The 18,979-nt window shown below is 45.7% G+C and carries 14 protein-coding genes; 11 read left to right on the top strand and 3 right to left on the bottom strand.

Annotated elements, in window-relative coordinates; translation table 11 throughout:
- The first annotated feature begins 31 nt into the window (after positions 1 to 31).
- Positions 32 to 1,948, top strand: a complete 1,917-nt coding sequence (gene mnmG / locus QUB35_RS01770) for a tRNA uridine-5-carboxymethylaminomethyl(34) synthesis enzyme MnmG (protein WP_333138793.1) — start codon at positions 32 to 34, stop codon at positions 1,946 to 1,948.
- Positions 1,949 to 2,813: 865 nt separating this feature from the next.
- Here mnmG and glgP read toward each other — a convergent pair.
- Positions 2,814 to 5,372: an alpha-glucan family phosphorylase gene (gene glgP / locus QUB35_RS01765; protein ID WP_333138880.1), complete on the bottom strand. Its 2,559-nt coding sequence runs from the start codon at positions 5,370 to 5,372 to the stop codon at positions 2,814 to 2,816.
- Positions 5,373 to 5,484: 112 nt separating this feature from the next.
- Positions 5,485 to 5,745: a hypothetical protein gene (locus QUB35_RS01760; RefSeq protein WP_333138790.1), complete on the bottom strand. Its 261-nt coding sequence runs from the start codon at positions 5,743 to 5,745 to the stop codon at positions 5,485 to 5,487.
- A 258-nt stretch (positions 5,746 to 6,003) separates the two neighbouring features.
- Between QUB35_RS01760 and QUB35_RS01755 the strand changes: the two genes are divergently transcribed.
- Together QUB35_RS01755 and QUB35_RS01750 are read left to right on the top strand one after the other, a co-directional pair.
- Positions 6,004 to 6,324, top strand: coding sequence for a helix-turn-helix transcriptional regulator (locus QUB35_RS01755; protein ID WP_333138788.1), 321 nt, complete (start codon positions 6,004 to 6,006; stop codon positions 6,322 to 6,324).
- On the top strand, positions 6,317 to 6,634 hold the full coding sequence (locus QUB35_RS01750; RefSeq protein WP_333138786.1) for a helix-turn-helix transcriptional regulator: 318 nt from the start codon (positions 6,317 to 6,319) through the stop codon (positions 6,632 to 6,634). The genes QUB35_RS01755 and QUB35_RS01750 overlap by 8 nt, the downstream gene beginning before the upstream one ends.
- A gap of 193 nt (positions 6,635 to 6,827) precedes the next feature.
- Here QUB35_RS01750 and QUB35_RS01745 read toward each other — a convergent pair whose 3' ends face one another.
- On the bottom strand, positions 6,828 to 10,175 hold the full coding sequence (locus tag QUB35_RS01745; protein ID WP_333138784.1) for an EAL domain-containing protein: 3,348 nt from the start codon (positions 10,173 to 10,175) through the stop codon (positions 6,828 to 6,830).
- Between the two features lie 347 nt (positions 10,176 to 10,522).
- Between QUB35_RS01745 and QUB35_RS01740 the strand changes: the two genes are divergently transcribed.
- The 8 genes from QUB35_RS01740 to QUB35_RS01705 all read left to right on the top strand — a co-directional run.
- Complete coding sequence (locus tag QUB35_RS01740) at positions 10,523 to 11,101, top strand: hypothetical protein (protein ID WP_333138782.1); 579 nt, start codon at positions 10,523 to 10,525, stop codon at positions 11,099 to 11,101.
- A gap of 352 nt (positions 11,102 to 11,453) precedes the next feature.
- Complete coding sequence (locus QUB35_RS01735) at positions 11,454 to 12,491, top strand: M20/M25/M40 family metallo-hydrolase (RefSeq protein ID WP_333138780.1); 1,038 nt, start codon at positions 11,454 to 11,456, stop codon at positions 12,489 to 12,491.
- Between the two features lie 176 nt (positions 12,492 to 12,667).
- Complete coding sequence (locus QUB35_RS01730; protein ID WP_333138778.1) at positions 12,668 to 14,527, top strand: ABC-ATPase domain-containing protein; 1,860 nt, start codon at positions 12,668 to 12,670, stop codon at positions 14,525 to 14,527.
- Positions 14,528 to 14,604: 77 nt separating this feature from the next.
- Positions 14,605 to 16,965, top strand: coding sequence for an FHA domain-containing protein (locus QUB35_RS01725; RefSeq protein ID WP_333138776.1), 2,361 nt, complete (start codon positions 14,605 to 14,607; stop codon positions 16,963 to 16,965).
- Positions 16,966 to 17,024: 59 nt separating this feature from the next.
- Positions 17,025 to 17,516 carry an SRPBCC family protein gene (locus QUB35_RS01720; RefSeq protein ID WP_333138774.1) on the top strand — a complete coding sequence of 164 codons (492 nt, stop codon included), beginning with the start codon at positions 17,025 to 17,027 and terminating at the stop codon, positions 17,514 to 17,516.
- Entirely contained in the window at positions 17,513 to 17,977 is a 465-nt protein-coding gene (locus QUB35_RS01715; protein WP_333138772.1) for an EVE domain-containing protein, read from the top strand. Before QUB35_RS01720 ends, QUB35_RS01715 begins: the two co-directional genes overlap by 4 nt.
- A 132-nt stretch (positions 17,978 to 18,109) precedes the next feature.
- Positions 18,110 to 18,697, top strand: coding sequence for an REP-associated tyrosine transposase (locus tag QUB35_RS01710; RefSeq protein ID WP_333138770.1), 588 nt, complete (start codon positions 18,110 to 18,112; stop codon positions 18,695 to 18,697).
- A 61-nt stretch (positions 18,698 to 18,758) separates the two neighbouring features.
- On the top strand, positions 18,759 to 18,979 hold a 221-nt coding region (locus QUB35_RS01705), incomplete at its 3' end, for a hypothetical protein (protein ID WP_333138768.1).

Genomic DNA, 18,979 nt, shown 5'->3' with positions numbered 1-18,979 from the left:
CTAAAATCTAAAATCTAAAATCTAAAATCGAATGACTGCACAAACATCCGTACAATTCCAAGACAGTTTCGACATCATCGTAGTAGGTGGCGGACACTCCGGCTGCGAAGCCGCCCTCGCCACTTCTCGCCTCGGCTGTCGCACCCTTCTCCTCACCCTCAACCTCGACAAAATTGCGTGGCAACCTTGCAATCCGGCTGTCGGCGGCCCGGCTAAAACCCAACTTACTAACGAAGTTGATGCGTTAGGCGGGGAAATTGGCAAAATGGCCGATCGCACTTATCTACAAAAGCGCATCCTCAACTCTTCACGAGGCCCCGCAGTGTGGGCCCTGCGAGCACAGACAGACAAGCGGGAATACGCCGCTGTAATGAATAATATTGTCGAAAATCAAGAGAATTTGACCATCCGCGAAGCGATGGTAACAGACTTAGTTTTGGGCAAAAACGAAGAAGTAATCGGAGTTGAAACATACTTCGGCGTCGCTTTTGAATGCAAAGCAGTAATTCTGACTACAGGTACTTTTTTAGGTGGCACGATTTGGGTGGGCAATAAGTCGATGCCCGCCGGACGTGCGGGAGAGTTTGCCGCCGTTGGCTTGACGGAAACTCTCAATCGTTTGGGCTTTGAAACAGGCAGATTGAAGACAGGAACTCCGGCAAGAGTTGACAAACGTACTCTCGATTACACTAACCTGGAACCGCAGCCGGGAGATGCAGAGGTTCGCTGGTTTAGTTTCGATCCAGAAGTTTGGATCGAACGGGAACAGATGCCTTGTTATTTAACTCGAACTACGCCGGAAACTCACCAGTTAATTAGAGACAATTTGCACCTTTCTCCAGTCTACGGCGGCTGGGTTGATGCGAAGGGGCCGCGCTATTGTCCGAGTATTGAAGATAAGATTGTGCGGTTTGCGGATAAGGAAAGTCACCAGATTTTTATTGAACCGGAAGGTAGAGATATTCCTGAACTTTATATCCAAGGATTTTCTACTGGTTTACCGGAAAATTTGCAGTTGCAAATGCTGCGGACTCTTCCGGGTTTGGAAAAGTGCGAGATGATGCGCCCTGCTTATGCGGTGGAGTATGATTATTTGCCGGCAACTCAGTGCTTTCCAACGCTGATGACTAAGAAGATCGAAGGGCTGTTTTGCGCGGGTCAAGTGAACGGTACAACTGGATATGAGGAGGCTGCTGCACAGGGGCTCGTGGCGGGGATTAATGCGGCCAGGTTTGCGAAAAATCAGGAGATGATTGTGTTTCCTCGCGAGCAAAGTTATATCGGGACTCTGATAGATGATTTGTGTACGAAGGATTTGCGGGAACCTTACCGAATGTTGACTTCGCGATCGGAATATCGGCTATTATTGCGATCGGACAATGCTGACCAACGCTTGACGCCGCTGGGACGGGAAATTGGTTTGATTGACGATCGCCGCTGGGAGTTATTTGAGCGGAAAAAAGCTAATATTGTGGCAGAGAAGGAACGCTTGTACTCGACGCGGGTGAAAGAACACGAGGAGATTGGCAAGGCAATTTTGGCTGATACTCAACAAGCGATTAAAGGTTCGATTACTCTGGCTGATTTGTTGCGTCGTCCGGGTTTTCATTATGTCGATTTGGAACGGTACAATTTAGGCAATTCTAGTCTGAAGTTGGCTGAGAAAGATGGTGCGGAAATTGATATCAAATATTCGGGCTATCTGCAAAAACAGCAAAATCAAATTGATGAAATTGTCAGACATGAACGCCGACAATTGCCTGCAGATTTGGATTACATGGCAATTACAACTCTCTCGAAAGAATCGCGGGAAAAGTTGGCTAAGGTGAAACCGCTGACGATTGGCCAAGCGGCCAGAATTGGTGGGGTAAATCCCGCTGATGTTAATGCTTTGTTGATTTTTCTGGAAGTGCGAAACCGTCAGCAGCCAGCGGGTGTTGGTAAATAAGCTAAACTATAGCCTTTCTCAGAAAGATGAGGTACTCATGGGCATAGGGCATAGGGCATAGGGCATAGCGCATAGGGCATAGCGCATACCTCACTTTTTTGAGAAGCGCTATAGAGGTGTCTCAAGGTTCCCTTCAATTTTATGAAATCGCAGTATGAAAAAGTGTGACTATTGTGCAACCACTATTTTGTTCGGCGGCTTTCCTATGGATGGATATAGATTCTGGGCCTTGCTGATTCACGGTATTAATCAACTTTTCACTTGATGTTACAAAACTCACCATACTGGGCTTATAAAAATTCCGAAATCTTGAATTTATACCTGTATTCAGCAACACCAAAAATAAGGAAAACTGGCAGAATGTCAACTCTAATTGATGAAATTCTGCCAGTATATTGTAGATATTTATCAATCCTCGAACCCAGTCTGAATTTCGCAAATATTCCGCATAAGAATCAGCGTTCATCGGTGGTTCAAACCTCCCCGAAAGCCCCACCCGTGTTGCCACCCTCAAAGCCTTAAAAGAACAGCGAGATGCCTTGCTATACGCTTATATACGCGCTCATATTATGTCCGGTCGATTACCCCTAATACGGTAGGGGCGGGTTCACGAAAAATATTTGCCAATAATTGACAATCTCAAAAACCCGCCCTTTTAATCGCTTTTAATCGCGGTAACTCGATCGGACATGATATCACTGCTGGTACTGGGGAATAGGCGGAATGTGGTATTGGGCGATCGCACAATCGGCTAAATAGTCATTCCCCAAGTTCGATAAGGAGAGTGGGAGAGTCGGAGAGAGGGAGAATTAGGAAAATATTCCTTTATTCTCCTGACTACTGACTACTGACTACTGACTACTGACTAATGTGCCCAGAGAATCACGCCAGCTTCATAAGGACTGCTGAGATTATCGTGCTTCGGCAAAACGCGCAACGACAAGCCTTGCAAACCGCTAGAAGTATAAGTAATGTCAGCCGTATAAAGGCTAGCATTGTGAGAATCTTCTCCCAAATACTCCATCACTACGGGTACGCCGCCGATGATATTTCCGTTAGCATCAACCGAACCTTGATAAAGTTCGACTTGCACGTCCGCAGGGGTCAATCCCATCAGATTAATCCGAGATTTAACAGCGATCGACTGATTGACCTTAACTTCCTTATCCTGGGAAATATCAACAGCCTCAATCTTAATATCGTGCCACTTCGCGAGAACGTGCTTCTTCCAGTGAGACAACTCCTTGGCGGGAGCGCAATTATCCGAAGTCATGGTGTGGTAGCGATCGCTCACGGGGAAATATGCCCGCCGCGCGTAATCCTTCACCATCCGAGCAGTATTGAAGAAAGGACAGTTCAAGCGAATTGAATCCTTCATTTTCTCCGTCCAACCGCGGGGAATGCCATCAGCATCCCGGTTATAAAACAGCGGTACAACTTCCTTCTCCATCAAGTCGTACAAAGCATTAGCCTCTACCTCATCCTGATACTTAGTATCTTCGTAAAACTCGCCATGTCCGATCGGCCAACCGGTGCGAACATAATCAGCCTCATCCCACCATCCGTCGAGGATGCTGAGATTCGGCAAACCATTCATCGAAGCTTTCATCCCCGAAGTACCCGAAGCCTCACGGGGGCGGCGCGGCGTATTCAACCACACATCGCAGCCCGATACCATCATCCGAGCGACGTTAATGTCGTAGTTCGGTAAAAACACCATCGAACTCATCGTGTCGTGTTCGCGGATGAAGTGAACGATATCCCGAATCAATTCCTTACCTGGAATATCCATCGGGTGAGCCTTCCCAGCAATCACAAACTGCACCGGGCGGTTTTTGTCCCGCATGATCCGCATAATTCGATCGACATCGCGCAAAAACAGCGTCGCCCGCTTGTAAGTAGCAAAGCGGCGGGCAAACCCGATCGTCAGCACCTTCGGATCGAGAGCCTCCCGCGCGTGTTCGATTTCCGTTTGGGCCGCACCGCGCTCGCGCAAAGTCTTTTGCAGCCACTCCCGCGCGAACACCACCAACTCCGATCGACAGCGTTCGTGATTGCGCCACAGTTCCTCATCAGGAATCGACGACATCCGATCCCAGAGTCGATCGTCCTTGCGAGTCATTTCCCAATCCGGGCCGAGGTATCGATCGTACAACTCCTGAGTAGACTTCGCCACACAACTGCGAGCGTGCACCCCGTTGGTAATCGAAGTAATCGGTACTTCTTCCTGTGGCAAACCCGGCCACAAACCCTGAAACATCGGGCGCGACACCACGCCGTGCAAAGCCGCCACCCCGTTGACAAAACTCGACATTTTAATTGCCAAAATTGCCATATTCAGAGGTGCGGACAAATCGCCAGTATTCTCCCTGCCCAATCCTAAAAACTGATCTTGCGACAAGCCAAACATCTTGGGATACTGACCTAGATAGTGCATCACCATATCCGGCTCGAACAAGTCAAACCCAGCAGGCACCGGCGTGTGAGTCGTAAACATACTGCTCGAAACCACCACCTGTTCCGCTTCTACGAAACTCAGGTGATATTCCTCCATCAGCATCCGAATGCGTTCCAAAGCCATGAAAGCTGCGTGGCCTTCATTCATGTGATAAGCCGTAACTGTCAGCCCCAATGCTTTGAGCATTTTCACGCCGCCGATGCCCAGCATGATTTCTTGGTGCATCCGCAGAGTTTTATCACCGCCATACAGTTGGTCGGTAATATCTTGGTCATAGCGGCTGTTAGGTTCAATATTTGTATCCATCAGGTACAAAGGAACCGTTCCCACTTGTACTCGCCAAATCCGGGCATACACCTTGCGGCCGGGATAGTCCACCTCAATCCGCAATTCCGAACCGTCGGGATTGCGTTCTGGGTGCAGCGGCATATTGTAGAAATCGTTGAGCGGATAGCGTTCTTGCTGCCAGCCGTCGGCGTTGAGATACTGCGAAAAATAACCTTCTTGGTAGAGTAGGCCGACACCGACTAAGGGCAAGCCCAAATCACTAGCTGATTTGAGGTGGTCGCCTGCGAGCACGCCCAAACCGCCTGAATAGATGGGTAGGGCTTTAACTAAGCCGAATTCCATCGAAAAGTAAGCGTAGCATTCTTGTTGCTCGGTGCCGCGCTGTTTGCGATACCAGGCGCGGTTTTTGAGATAATCGTCTAACTGCTGGGCTGCTCGGTTCATTTGGGCAATGAAGCCTTCGTCTTCTGCCATTTCTTGCAGTCGCTCTTGAGATATGGTTCCGAGCATCAGCACCGGGTTTTGGTTGCTGGAGTCCCAGAGGTCTCGATCGAGGCGGCGGAAGAGGTCTTTGGTATCGACGTTCCAGTCCCAGTGCAAGTTGTAGGCAAGCTTGCGTAGGGGTTCGAGAATTGTCGGTAGCGAGGGGGAAACGTTAAATGTGCGAATTGGCTGCATAGACAAAGCATTTATGTTGGGGTAGCGATATTTTCCTCTGTCTTTAGGTACAAGTCCGTTATTCTGCACACTATTTTAAGTTTTAAGCTGCGGGGGGCGATCGGCTGTTACCTTAACTGCGGTGGGCCGAGCAAATGCCGATCGCCCGCAAAACAGCTTTTCGCACTTCTGGATGAGATTTCTCAATACCGTTAGACCGAAAAATCCAGTGTCCGCCGCCCGCGTGTTCCAGCAAAATTCTCTTTCCATCGGGCAAAACTATTTGCCACAAGTTTAAAACGGAGGTTTTAACTAGCTTGCACTGAATTTCGCGCAAGTTGGTTTCCATGAGCTTGAGCTGATGCAGTACCTGATTTTGTGCCGCTGATTTCATTGGATTTTCACTCCTGATTTAAGGCTTGTGAGAGAAAGGGGCTTGGTTCTGCAAGTCCAAACCCCAGCAGGTTAAGGGGTGTGCAGGTGTTTCATGTCAAAACACTTGCACTAATGGGAGACACTATTGTTAAGGCGGTTTTAGCAAGCTAAACACCCAATGTCAGGCCCGCCCTGCCGCCTTTTGTTGTGCCTATTTAGAAGCATACTTCTTAATGGCTCGGCTGTCAAGAAGTATGCTTCTAACTTGTGCGATCGTATGTCTAGAAAGAAGCAAACTCAAGATCCAGAAAAGATGCCAGCACTGCAAATACTGAGGGAGGCTGCTGGGCTAACTCAATCTGCGCTAGCAAGGCAAATCCCCGACAAAACCAGAAAAAAGACTTTAAGCCAAAAAGCTATCAGTAACTGGGAAACGGGCAAAGATGAGCCAGAGCTAACAGTTCCTCAGATAAAGGCACTGTGCAGAGCGCTAGGCATTTCAATCGATCAGTTGCCCGACGACTTGGGCCCGCCGAAGCGTTTTAGCAGTGATGATGTTGAGGATGGCCTCGCGCCGGAAAACCAGTCGGATGCCTAGAAAGAAACAAGCTCAAGACCCGAAAGACATACCAGCACTGCACATTTTGCGGGAAGCTGCTGGTTTACCCCAAGCTGCTTTAGCAAAGCAAATCCCCGATAAAACAGGAGCAAAAACTTTAACTCGACAGGCTATTAGCAATTGGGAGCGAGGGCTTGATGTGCCTGAGCTGACAATTCCTCAAGTTAAAGCGCTGTGTCACGCTTTGGGCAAGAATCTTAACGAATTGCCCGACAACTTAGGCCCGCCGAAGCGCTCTAGCAGTGATGATGTTGGGGGTGCAGCGCAGGAAAATAAGTCGGGAGACTAAGATTCGCGGTCAAGAACTATAACTTTCGGGGGCGCACGAAGCACCTGATCCCTGTTGGTGGGTGAGGCGCGCCGATTAACTATTGTCACCAATAGATAAATCTTGAACCGCGCCTCACCCACCCTACAATTGACTGATGACTAATAACTAATGACTAATGACTAATAACTAATGACTAATGACTAATGACTAATTAAGCAATTTTTACTTTTTGCAACTGAGAATTTACCAATAGCTTCCTAGCATCATTGGCTGATAGTGCAGGGCTGAAATAGTGACCCTGAATTTCTTGACAGTGGAGCGATCGCAAACACTCCAACTGCTCTTTAGTTTCTACTCCTTCGGCTACCACGCTCAAGTTCAAATCTCGCCCCAAGGTCGCTACAGCCTTGGCGATCGCCAGTTCGCACGGATCAGTCGTCAATCCGCTGACAAACGACCTGTCTATTTTTAAGATATTCAAGGGAAACTTTTTGAGATAATTTAGAGAACAATAACCCGTGCCGAAATCGTCCAGCGCAATTTGCACGCCCATATTCTGCAACTCCCTGAGAACTTTTGTGGTATAATCCACATCTTGCATGGCTGTAGTCTCGGTAATTTCTAACTCTAAATACTTGGGTGCTAAACCGCTTTTTTCCAAGCATTTCGCTACCATTTCTAATAAATTAAATTGCTGGAACTGCCGAGCCGAAACGTTGACTGCTACCCGCAAATCAGGCTGCAAAGTATCCTGCCAAGCTTTATTTTGAGTGCAGGCTGTTTGCAGCACCCATTCCCCAATAGGTACAATGAGTCCGTTCTCTTCGGCGATCGGAATAAATGTCGCGGGAGTAACTAAACCTAATTGTGGATGTTGCCAGCGTAGCAGGGCTTCCATACCCTGAATTTCCCAAGTAGTAATATTGACTTTTGGCTGGTAGAAAACCTCAAATTCTCCCTGTTCTAAAGCCTCGTGCAGTCTGTGCTCTATAGTTAGTAAATGGCTGCCGTGGGGATTAATTGTGGAAGTATATAACTGATAGTTATTTCTTCCCATTTCTTTAGCGTAGTACAAGGCAGCATCGGCATTTTTGACTAAAGTTTCGGCATCTTCACCATCATCGGGATAAAGGGCAATGCCGATGCTGCTGCTAACATGAAACGGTTGTCCTTCTAGTTTAAATGGTGGCTTTAAATTGTTGAGTATTCTTTGAGCTGTTTTAACTGCATCTTCTAAGCAATTGATGTCGGGAAGCAGTATGGTAAATTCGTCGCCTCCCCAGCGGGCAACCGTGTCAGTCGATCGCAAAGTGTCGCTGATGCGTCCGGCAAAACCTTCTAACAGGCGATCGCCCGCAGCGTGACCTAGTGTATCATTAATCTTTTTGAACCTGTCCAAGTCTAAAAACATCACAGCTAGCATCTTTTGGGTTTTTTTAGCTTGTTTTAAGGACGCCAGCAGCCTCTCGTTAAAAAGTATCCGGTTCGGTAAACCGGTGAGTTGGTCATAAACAGCTTGATACCGAATAATTTCTTCAGCTTGCTTGCGCTGAGTGATATCCATGATCGTGCCGATCGCCCTTACTGCTTTGCCAGTTTCATTGCGGATGATATAGCCGCGATCGAGCACAAAAACATATCCCCCGTCTGCGCGGTGAAAGCTGTATTCCTCCGACCAACATTGAGCGTCTGAGCTCATTGTTTCGTAGAAGCTTGACATCACTCTTTCCCGTTCTTCGGGATGAATATTTAGCCACCAAGATTCTAATTCTATCGTCTGAGTTTCGTTGAGTTTGTATCCAAAAACTTTTTCAAACTCTGCGCTCAACCAATACTCATTTTTTAACAAATCAAAATCCCATACGGCATCATTTGTCGCCCGCGTCAGCAGGTGAAAGCGTTCTTCGCTTTTGCGTAGTTTTTCTTCGGATTGCACCCGTTCCGTTACATCCCGAAAGCTGAATACTCGACCAGTAATTTTGCCTCCCGTGCGCTGGGGCAACGAGTAGCGCTCGAAGATTCTGCCATCTGTCAACTCGATGAGATCGTAACTTTCTGCTGCAGGGCGATCGGACAATTCTTTAGCACGGTTGAGAAATATTTCCGGGTATTTTAACTGGTTGATTCCAAACCCCAAAATTGGGTTGTTATCTCTCGAATCCACCTGCAAATCCCGCAACTGCCACATTTCGGCAAATTTACGGTTAAAGCTGACAACTTTTCCTCCACTGTCAACCGCCAGAATACCGTCAGCAGTAGATTCAATGGTTGCTTGAAGCAACGAAAGAGATGTTTCTAGTTCTAACTCTGCTAATTTGCGATCGCTGATGTCAAACGCTGTGATTAATATTGAGGCTTTTTTTTCAAATTTTATAATATCTACCGTTGCTTCAATCCAGCGCATTTTTCCAGTTTTCGTGAGTATTATTAATTCATATTTTGAGCCTGCCGTTGAGCGCGCATGGCTGGATTTACCCCATTTTTTAACTATTTCTCGAAAATCTGGATGAATTAAATCGTATAAATCCAACGCTAGCAATTCTTCACGAGTATATCCTGTCAGAGCTTCTGTCTGAGCATTGACATAGCGCAACTGTCTGCGGTTATAGATAAATGCAGCAGCATTAACCGTTTCTATCAGTTGGCGAAACTTTTTTTCACTGCGCCGCAAATTTCTTTCAGCCCGCTTGCTATCAGTAATATCTTGTGCTATATATAACTTGCCGCTGACCTTGCCTTTGCCGTCGCGAATAGTTGAAATAGAAAGCAGTACAATTATTTTTTTTCCATGTTTGGAAAGGTAGAGTTTTTCCACGTTGTGGACTGATCCTTCGGCTGTTAAACTTGCTAACTCTAACTCCTGTGCAGGTGATTCACTTTTCTTAAAAAGTCCGGCTATTGGTTTGCCTAACAACTCTTTTTTAGAGTATCCCAAAAGTTGACAGGTAGCTTGGTTTAACGACAGGATATGACCGCCAGGGGTAGTCGCAATTATCGAGACGTTCATTTCCTCGCAAATATCGAGGGCATATTCGGCAGTTTGCTGCAAATCTTGGGTCATTTGGGCAATAGTATGCCAGATATCCTGTTCTTTTTTTGGATACAACACTTTTTCTCCTTTTGGTAGCTTGTCATTCTCTGTTTCAGACTTCGGCTTGATTAACCCCATCGTCTTGGATAAGCTATTTACTGTCTTCCCCCTGATCGATAATGAGATTACTAAACAAATACAAACCAGAGAATAACCGATTATTGTTAACCTAATAGTAGGTTCTTTTCTAGGAGTTTCCTGAGATTGTATATAATTGTAAGTAGGTATTTTTACTGGTGCAATTTGGGATAATTTATCCAAAAATAATGTGGCGCTTGCAGAAGTAAGGGGGCGAGATGCCGATCGCAAATAGCTATGTTTCTGATAGCCAATCAAAATCCCTTCTACAGGGCGATTGCCGTTCCCATCTCCTAGGCTTGTCGGTAATATTTTTGGATTAATGCCACATTCCACACCAAAAATAGCAACCGCGAAATATCCCAACATTAATTGAAAAATTATTTTCATTTGCTCTATTTCCTACTCCCAAATATTTTTTGGAGGAACCATAAATCTAAAAAACTTTAGCAGAACTTTCTCGGCCATAGGAAAACCCAGCCACCATTAATTTATGTGGATTTGTAAATTAAATTTTACCAAGCTAATAATTGAGCTTTATAACTAATTATAATTTTAATCTTAATTTAATTTAAAATGTGTCATCAGCCATTGTGCCACAAATTATCCGCCATTCTGCCTAGACACCGGGTGGGAGCGCGCTAAAATTAGATAATTCCCGCAAGGAGGCGATCGGGATTTGTTAGAAAAATAAACAATTAGCTTAAAATCGGTGCAGAGGTCCACTAATTGAACCCATGAGTCAGACCATCCCAGAACTCCAAAAAGAAGTCCGCGCGCTGCAAGCAGAAGTTACCGCCCTGCAAGAGTCGCTGGAAAAACTTGGCGTACAGCGCTCTGAGTGCAGAGTGGCAGTCAGTTTTCCCAAAAATAATACTCCTGAAGCTATTGCCGAGTTCCACCAGCAAACTGCTGCTTTTGGGGAGCAGTGGTTGCAGCAAATCCAGGAAATTGACCGAGAGACTAAAATTACTGAAAAGCAACTGCAACAAAAACAGGCTTTACTGTCCTACAAACAAGCTGAAATAGATAAATTGGCGGCAGGACAGCACTGGCAAGAACTAGAAAACAAAGTTCAAACCGGGGAAAAGCGCTTGCAAACACAAGCTCGCAGAATCAATCAAGCAGCAGCGCAGCTAGAGGCCGAAATCCAAGCTTTAAAAGCACTGTACGACCAACTCAATCCCAGTTATTCCGAGTGGTTTCAACAACCAACTGAAATAGTAAAATTTTCAGCCACAACTATTCCTTACGCTGTTCCCAGCAGCAGCGGGTTGATATTGGAAAATAAGGAGATTGAGTGGGACAGAAAGTAGTTTTATTTTGTTAATTTTGAATGTAAATTAGTGATTAGAATGTCGCCGTCGAATGCTCCAATAAGCAAGACAGATTCGACGGCAACATCCCAAGGCTTTTACCTGCTTTTTCAGATAAAAAGTACAAAACTGCCTCTGGCGCAGCTAATTTTAAGATTTTTGAGTTTCATTTTTTGAAACAGGTTTATTTTTAACTCTGGTGTTAATCTAAAATCTAAAATATAACAGTTCTGGACGCATGAACCGGGTTTTACGAAAAGACTTTGTGGCAGCCATCGCTTCCGCTAAAAAACCCGGTAGATGGGAGTGAGGAGTGCGTAAGCCCTGTCTAAAATTTCCAATAGACTTACTAATGAAACAATTGATTTGGATAGCGCTATTTATTGTGGTTGCGGTGACGGCGGCGGGTTGGGGTTCTCACTCGTGGCAGCGGTTGTCGGCTGTACCAGAAGTTGGACTCGATCGCAATATCCACACTTCCCAAAACCCGTCTCCCTTTCCGCTTCCTGCTGAAAAAAATGCAGTTTATCTGCCCCAAATTGACCAGTCCCGGTTGTGGAAACACGTCGAGACTTTAGCAGGAGAACGCGATGCAGAACGAGCTCGCTCTTTTACTAGAGACTACATTTCTAAACAACTGCAAACATTAGGAATTTCCCAAGAGTTCCAGCCGTTCGATCGCGGAATTAATGTCTTCGCTGAGAGAAAAGGTACTGACTCAAACGCCGGTGCAATTTTAGTCGCAGCACACTACGATACTGTACCAAACTCCCCAGGCGCTGACGACAATGCGACGGGAGTTGCAGTAGTTTTAGAAGTAGCAAGATTGCTGGGTTCTCGCCCCACGCCTCGGACACTGCAAGTAGCATTTTTTGACAGGGAAGAAATCGGACTTTTAGGCAGTTTAGCATTCACCGGTAGCGAGGCGCGGTTAAAAAATTTGCAAGGAGCGATCGTCCTGGATATGGTAGGTTATGCCTGCCGCACGCCCGGATGCCAGCAATATCCCGAAGGATTGACAGCGCAACCTTTTCTAGAAGCATCGGGGGTAACATCTCCCGACAAAGGCGAGTTTATCGCTGTGATTGGGGATGCGGAACATCCGCTGCTATTGAAAAGTTTTGCGGAGTCTGGAAAAGCCGGTTTGCCGCCCGTGGTGGCGCTACCGGTTCCCCTGAAAGGGTTGCTGACTCCCGATGTTTTACGCAGCGACCACGCGCCTTTCTGGTATAAAGGAATTGGTGCTGTGTTGGTGACGGATACTGCAAATTTGCGATCGCCCCACTATCACCAATCTAGCGATACATTAGCAACTATCGATCGAGCTTTTTTCGCCGGTTCTGCTCAAATTGTTGTTAATGCCACGGCTAAATTATTGGAAATTCGGTAATCTACTCGTTACCAGGCTCTGCCTGGTAACGCATATCCGGAGGCTCTGCCTCCAATTTTCCCACGCCAAGCAAGCGAGGCAGAGCCTCTGGACATCGGTTCCTAGGCACAGCCTATGAACCAGCTAAATAACTAATAATTAATAACTAATAACTAATAACTAATAATTAATAACAAATGACTAACAAAGAAAGCCTGCAACGGCATTTATTGCAACTAGACAATCGAGGCTACAAAGCATACAAAGACATTCAAGGTAATTACGACTTTTCTGAATTCACATTAATTATTGATTACGTGCAGGGAGATCCCTTTGCATCTCCCAGTAAATTTAGAGTCAGAGTTCCGCCCAACATTGCTCAAATTCCCCGCGAACTTTTTAACTCTCGCAGTCGAGAAATAGCCTTGCGAGATTACCTAACTCGCCAGTTTGACAAAGCAGCACACAGCATCAGCAGCAAACGCGGCACTGGCAAAAGCGGTATGATTGCAGTGACTCGGTTCGGACAAGAAGTTTTAGAACGAACTTCCGCATTTATCCTTTCCTCAAATACATCCGATATCGGAGATTTAGGAGGAGTTGAACTGCGATTTGCCGTCGGACTTCCAGCGGGAGGGCGCAGTATCTTAGGGCGACAAGCTGCTGAAATGCTGTGCGAAGATATTCCGCAAATTGTCAGCAATTCTCTGAAGTATGCTAACTTAAATGCTGCTGAATGTCGCCGTCATGTTGAAACTGTAGAAGATGCTGACTGGCTGCGGCAGCAGTTAGCTCAAAACGGATTAGTTGCGTTTGTTGCTGACGGTTCTATTTTACCCCGCCGCAGCGGTGTTGACCATCGCCCTTTGTTAAATAATGCTGTGGCTTTTCAATCGCCGCCGTCGTTAAAAGTTGAGTTTAATTGTCCGAATCGCGGTTGGATTTCCGGTATGGGTATTCCCGCTGGTATTACTTTGATTGTTGGGGGCGGTTATCACGGCAAATCCACTTTACTCAAGGCGATTGAGTTGGGAGTTTACAACCGAATTCCGGGAGATGGTCGGGAATTTGTGGTGACAAGTGCGGCCGGGGTTAAAATTAGAGCAGAAGATGGCAGAAGTGTAGCGGGAGTAAATATTTCGCCTTTTATTAACCACTTGCCACAAGGTAGAGATACTGCACAATTTTATACAGAAAATGCGAGCGGTAGCACGTCGCAAGCTGCTAATATTATTGAGGCTTTGGAAGTGGGGAGAAGGAAGTTCGGCAACGGATTATGTAACGGATTTAACGGATGTCAGTCCGATGGAAGTCGGAAGAAGGAAGAAGGAAGAGGGAATGAGGAACAGGAGAGAAGGAAAAAGGAACAGGATTTAGTGCCTGTTTTATTGGTGGATGAGGATACGGCGGCGACGAATTTTATGATTCGCGATCGCCGAATGCAGGAACTCATCGCTAAGGATAAGGAACCGATTACGCCGTTTATTGATAAAGTTAAACAGTTGTATGCAGATTATGGCGTATCGACTATTTTAGTAATGGGCGGAAGTGGCGATTATTTTGATGTGGCGGATACTGTGATTGCAATGGAAAATTTTCAAGCATATAATGTGACGAAAGAAGCTAAAGAAATTGCTAAAAATTACTCGATTAGCCGTGCTGCTGAAGGGGGAGAAAATTTTGGTGAGATTACTCAAAGAGTGCCGATTCCTGCTAGTTTAGATCCGAGTCGCGGACGGCGAGATGTGCGGGTGAAGGTGCGGGATGTTGATGAATTGGCTTTTGGAACTGAGGAGATTGATTTGGGTGCTGTTGAACAAATTGTGGACAGCGGACAGTTAAGGGCGATCGCTGCGGCAATGGTTTATGCTAAGCAGCAATACATGGACGGGAAACGCACTTTGTCGGAAATCATAGATTTGGTGATGGCAGATATTGACGCGCAGGGCATGGATATTTTATCGCCTTTTCCTGAAGGGGATTTTGCCATGTTTCGACGGTTTGAATTAGCTGCAGCAATTAATCGGCTTCGTAGTTTGTCGGTTGTTGCTAAGTAGACTTGCTTAATATAAGTGTATTGTTGTCCTACTTTTGATATGCTGACAAAAGTGAGTGCAAAAACCGCGATTGAAGTATGACAGGCAATATAGGACAACTGACTGCTTTAAGCGATCGACCTTATATAGTATTAAGCAATCAAGGCGAGGTTTTACAGTTAGAGTTAAAACAGCAGCAGCACGTATTGGGGCGCGATGGGACTCGTGCTGATTTAGTCATTCCCGAACCCTGGCGCGCAGTTTCGGGCGTTCACGCTGTTTTGCGCCAAATTGGGGATAATTACTGGATTTACGACGGTGACGGCCAGCGGTCGAGCACTAATGGCTTATTTGTCGATCGCACTCGCATCACTCCCAATGACGGTTATTGTCTGAAAAACGGCACAGAAATTAAAATCGGTCTCGATCCTCAAAATCAAGTTTTGCTGAGTTATTTTAATCCGCTGGCGAATCAGGTTGCTGTCCCTAGCAAGCAGTCAATTCTTCTTAAGAATCGGTCGGTTTTGTTGGGTCGCGATCCAAACGCTTCGCTGCAATTAGATGCGCCGCTTGTTTCTAGACGCCACGCCACAATCGACCAAGACAGTCGCGGTAATTATATTTTGCGAGACTACAGCGTTAACGGGGTTTTTGTTAACGGTCAGCGAGTGACAAATTCTGTACAATTGTCCGAGGGAGATGCTATTCGGATCGGCCCGTTTACTCTAACTTACCGCAGCGGTGAGTTGCAGATGCAAGACTCCGGCCATCAAATTCGTTTGGATGCTGACAGTCTGGTGATTCCGAAGCGTTTGGATAACATCACTTTGGCGATCGAACCCGGGCAGTTTGTGGCTTTAGTCGGCGGTAGCGGCGCTGGCAAATCTACTTTAATGCGGACGCTTTTAGGCATCGAAAAAACTACTAACGGCGCTGTGTTTCTCAACGGCGACAACCTGCGCCAAAACTTCAATATTTACCGCAATCAAATCGGTTACGTGCCTCAAGATGATATTGTACACGCAGATTTGACCGTAGAAGAAGTCTTGAGTTATGCAGCTAAATTGCGCTTACCTCCCGATACAGATGTCAAGCAGGTAGTCGCAAAAACTTTAGAAGATATTGAAATGAATCACCGTCGCAAGGCTTTGGTAAAACAGCTTAGCGGCGGACAGCGAAAGCGGGTCAGCATCGGAGTCGAACTGTTAGCAGACCCGAAACTTTTCTTTTTAGACGAACCGACTTCAGGACTCGATCCGGGTTTGGATAAGAAGATGATGCAACTGCTGCGAAAGTTGGCAAATCAAGGCCGGACGGTGATTCTGGTGACTCACGCGACGGCAAATATCACGATGTGCGATCGTATTGTGTTTATGGGTCGCGGCGGACGCCTTTGTTACTTCGGCCCCCCTAGGGAAGCCCTCGATTTTTTCGATGTCAAAACTGGCGATTTTGCAGACATTTACAACGAATTAGAAACAGGAGAAACCAACGTTCAAAGCTGGGCAGAAAAGTTTAATAAATCTCCCTACTATCAGCGCTATATTGTCAACCACTTCAGCACAGGCAAGGCTAATGCAAAAATACCTTCTGCACCTTCTGCAGCAAAATCTCAATCTTTTGTAAAACAACTCGTTTTGCTCGCGCAGCGCTATTTTCAACTCGTTTCCCGCGACTTAGTTAACTTGAGTTTAGCTCTTTTAACGGCTCCGATCGGCATTAGTTTGCTGCGGCTAGCCGTCAGAGATAAAGACCCGTTAATTGGAGCGCCGGAGGCAACTTTAGCACCTTTGGCGCTCAGAGTTTTATTTGTATTTACCTGTGCGGCGATTTGGGTAGGGCTGGCAACTTCTCTGCAAGAAATTGTCAAAGAATCTGCTATTTATCTGCGCGAACGTTTGGTCAATTTAGGATTGTTTGCTTATTTAGGTTCAAAAATTTTTATACTTTCTGGTTTGGCAGTATTGCAAACACTGTTAATGGTAGGAGTTATTCTGATTGCTTTTAAATCCCCCGAACCTAGTTTTATTTCCTGGCCTGTGGGAGCAAGTATTACCACCTTCCTAACTTTAATGAGCTGCATAAGCCTTGGATTAGTCGTTTCCGCGATTGTTAAAAATAGCTCTCAAGCTAATAGCGCTTTGCCTCTATTATTGCTGCCTCAGATTATTTTTTCGGGAGTTTTGTTTAAGATGGAAGGTGCGGCGAGCACATTTTCTTGGCTGATGTTAAGCCGCTGGTCTGTGGGTGCTTACGGCTCTTTAGTTAATGTGAATGGGATGGTACCCGCACCTACTATATTACCGGATGGGAGTACGCTTCCCCAGCCGTTTGAGCCTACTCCTGTTTACGATCCAACCTGGGAAAATTTGGGTTTAAACTGGGGTATTTTGTGCGTGCATATTTTGGTTTATTTGATGTTGACTCTGTGGTTGCAGAAGCGGAAGGATATTTTATAATTAAAATTACGCCTTTTTAACTCACAGTTCATTATCAAATTAGATCATGGGAGAGATAAATGTTAGTTAAAACCAACGCAGTAGTAGAAATTGCTGCATCGCCTCAAGTAGTTTTTGATTTTGTTACGTCCCTGTCAAATCTGCCCAAAGTCTTTCGCGGATATGGCCCAATTCCAGCAATTATTAAAGCTGAGATGGCAGATGGTGGAGAGATGCGTGAAGGCGGCGTGCGGCGGATAGAAAATTCCGACACTTCGGTGATTGAGGAAGAAATCATTACTTTCAAAAAGCCAGAAAGACAAAGCTACCGACTGGTTAGAGGGTTTAAGTTTCCGATTTCTCTACTCATTGAGTCTGGTGGCGGAGATTGGAATTTCACTGCTACAGCAAAGGGAACTCGGATTGATTGGGAGTTTTATTTTATGCTGACTTCTCCGGTATTCTATCCGCTTGGGTTGTTGCTAGTTCAGGTTTTTATGCAAAAAGCTATGCAGCAGTGTTTAGATAATATTCAAGAATATTTGGCTAACCCAAGCGAATTGATTGTATGAATTATTGGCTGATGAAGTCGGAACCAGATGTTTATAGTATTGCGAATTTGAAGCACGATCGCACTTCCATTTGGGATGGCGTTCGCAACTATCAAGCTCGCAATTTTATGCGAGAAATGAGTCGGGGAGATTTAGTATTTTTTTACCATTCTAATACTAAAATACCGGGAATCGTGGGGTTAGTGCGCGTCGTGGAAGCTGGGATTGCTGATCCGAGTCAGTTCGATATGAATAGCGAATATTACGATCCTAAATCGCCGTTTGATGCTCCTCGCTGGCAAACTGTGAGAGTTGAGTTTGTTGAGGAGTTTGCTAAGTTAATATCTTTGGATGAACTGAAACAAAAGTTTAGCGCTGATGAGATTTTGGTGGTGAGGAAAGGCAATCGGTTATCGGTGATGCCGGTATCTGAAAGTGCTGCTGAGAAGATTTTGAATATGAGAGGAGTTGTGACCATTTAACTTGCATATTTGGGGCGGGCTCTTCGGCCCACCCCACAATACTTAAAGACTTTACAAAAAACCTCGGTAAGGGTCTTGAAATTTGGCTTTTTTTAGGCTATTTTATACTAAGTTGCGGTTGTACTTAGTGATATGATTCGCGAAAATTTTAGTCAGGCAAGCAATCAGGATTTGGGCGGGAAGGATGCCCACTCCACAGGCCTATATCAGTTTTTTGTGGGACAGGCTTCTAGTCTGCCGCTTAAACTCAGAGATGCTCAATTAAAAGTTACTTACAGAAATTTACCTCATTGGGAGTTAGAAGGAGCGGTCTATTTCATCACTTTTAATACTTGGGAAAAGCTGGAATTAACTCCGGATGCGAGGAAAGTTGTCCTCAATGCTTGCCAGTTTTTTGATAGGCAAAGGTATAAAATCTTTTGCTTAGTTGTAATGCCTGATCATGTGCATATGCTAATGCAGCCTTTAGCAAAGTCGGATAATAAATTCTGGTCGCTCAGCAGCATTCTGCACAGTATGAAAAGCTACAGTTCTAAACAAATTCCCAAGGTGATGAAGCATATTGGTACTGTCTGGCAGGATGAGAGACATGACCACATTGTCAGAGATGAACGAGAATTTCAGGTTTTTTGGGAATATATTAGGCAAAATCCTGTCAAAGCTGGTCTTTCACTGACTCCAGAGGAATATCCTTTTTTCTGGCAAATGTATGAAGTTTAGCCTCTGCTGAATTTCTTGTGGGGTGGGCATCTTGCCCGCCCAAGCTTCAGTCACAGGCAAGATGCCTGTGCCACAAGGATTTCACAGGCAAGATGCCTGTGCCACAAGGATTTCACAGGCAAGATGCCTGTGCCACAAGGATTTCACAGGCAAGATGCCTGTGCCACAAGGATTTCACAGGCAAGATGCCTGTGCCACAAGGATTTCACAGGCAAGATGCCTGTGCCACAAGGATTTCACAGGCAAGATGCCTGTGCCACAAGGATTTCACAGGCAAGATGC

Source organism: Microcoleus sp. B13-B6 (assembly GCF_036705405.1).
GTDB lineage: Bacteria > Cyanobacteriota > Cyanobacteriia > Cyanobacteriales > Microcoleaceae > Microcoleus.
Note: the sequence above shows the minus strand (reverse complement) of the source record. Positions and strands in the feature narration are given on the sequence as shown.